This is a genomic window from Carboxylicivirga caseinilyticus (assembly GCF_050589785.1).
In the GTDB taxonomy this organism is placed as follows: Bacteria; Bacteroidota; Bacteroidia; order Bacteroidales; family Marinilabiliaceae; genus Carboxylicivirga; species Carboxylicivirga caseinilyticus.
In genome coordinates, this window is the sequence record NZ_JBNGOX010000095.1 from 1 (window position 1) to 1,798 (window position 1,798).

General features: G+C 38.0%; 1 protein-coding gene. It reads left to right on the plus strand.

Annotated elements, in window-relative coordinates; all coding sequences use genetic code 11:
- The first annotated feature begins 101 nt into the window (after window positions 1–101).
- Entirely contained in the window at window positions 102–1,730 is a 1,629-nt protein-coding gene (locus tag ACRD62_RS22335) for an IS1182 family transposase (RefSeq protein WP_430822301.1), read from the plus strand.
- Window positions 1,731–1,798: the final 68 nt, after the last annotated feature.

Sequence of the window (1,798 nt, forward strand, 5' to 3'; positions counted from 1 at the left end):
AAGAGGGTGTCCAAAAACGGATGCCCTCTTTTTTTGTTCATAATCAGTATTTTATCTTCTTAATTATTTGTTTATATGCTTGATATTTAGTATTTTAAAGCATGAAACAAATCCATTTCAAGCCCTATAATCAAGGTCAAACTGAACTGTTCCCATCCCGCCTTGATGAGTTTATTCCGGAGAATGCACCCGTTCGCATCGTGAGTCAAGTAGTGGAAGAGCTTGATATAGACGATATCGTTAAGAGTTATAAAGCAGATGGGTGTAAAGGATATCATCCACGAATGATGCTAAAAGTGCTATTTTACAGCTACCTGAGTAATGTATTCTCTTGTCGCAAGATGGAACAAGCATTGACAGAAAGCATTGCCTATATGTGGCTAAGTGGCAAACAGTTTCCGAAACATTCTTGCATCAACGATTTTAGAAGTAAACGTTTGAAAAAGCACATCCATCAACTGTTTACCCAGGTGGTATTCATTCTGGTTGATTTGGGATATGTTAGTCTGGATGTTCAGTATATTGATGGGACAAAGATTGAAAGCAAAGCCAATCGCTACAGTTTTGTGTGGCGTAAGTCTGTGGAAAAGCACAAAACCAACTTAGAGAAGAAGATAGCTAACATTCTGGAGCAAATAGAACAAGGCATCGCTGAGGATAATCAAAGCCAGGATGAAGAACCTCGCCCTTTTGATTCGGACGAGCTCAAAAAGCGGATTGCGCAAATCAAGAAGTCAGAGAAAGCAAAGGAAAAACCAGTAAAGAAGCTGGTAAAAGAGTTGGAGCACAAGCATCTGCCTAAGCTTGAAGAATACGAACAAAAGCTCGAAGATATTGGTGACAATCGCAACTCCTGTTCTAAAACCGATAAGGAAGCTACCTTCATGCGCATGAAAGAAGATCATATGAAAAACGGGCAGTTAAAGCCTGCTTATAATGTGCAGATCAGTACCGAGAACCAGATTATTACCCATTATGACATTTTTCAGAACCCCACTGATACACGCACTTTTATTGCTTACCTTACAGGTTTTCAAAAACGCTATAATATGCAATCAAAAGAGGTTGTAGCCGATAGTGGTTATGGCAGTGAAGAGAATTATGAATATCTTGAAAAAGAGCAGATTGAACCCTATGTGAAGTTTAATTATTTTCATGCCGAACAAAAGAAAGCGTTTAAAACCAATCCTTACAAAGTTGAGAATCTGCATTATAATGAAACAGGCGATTACTTTGTCTGCCCAATGGGTCAACACATGCATTTTGTTGCTGAATACCCAAAAGCAAATGCTCATGGTTATCAGAGCACATTAAGAAAATACAGAGCAAAAAATTGTAGCAAATGCCACATCAGAAGTCGATGCTTTAAAGGTCAAGGAAACCGCAGTATTGAAGTAAACTTTAGGTTGAGAGCTTACAAACAAAAGGCCAGAGAAGCTCTTAATGGAGATAAGGGGTTAAACCACAGAAGTAAACGGCCAATTGAACCAGAAGCTGTTTTTGGGCAGATCAAATACAATAAAGGATTTAACCGCTTTAAGTTAGCAGGCATTGAAGGTGTTAAGCTGGAGTTTGCATTGATTGCCATTGCTTTGAATATTAGTAAAATGGCTAAAAAACAGGGGCAAAAAGCTAAAAAAGCCTTTGTTTTGTACAAAAATCGAATTAAATCCATCTCAAATAGCATTTGTGGCAAATACCATCTCACATATAAGCTCTCAGCTGGATGAAATAATTTAAGGAAGAACTCCATTTTTTTGAATAATAAAAAGAGGGTGCCTCAATTTTGGACACCCTC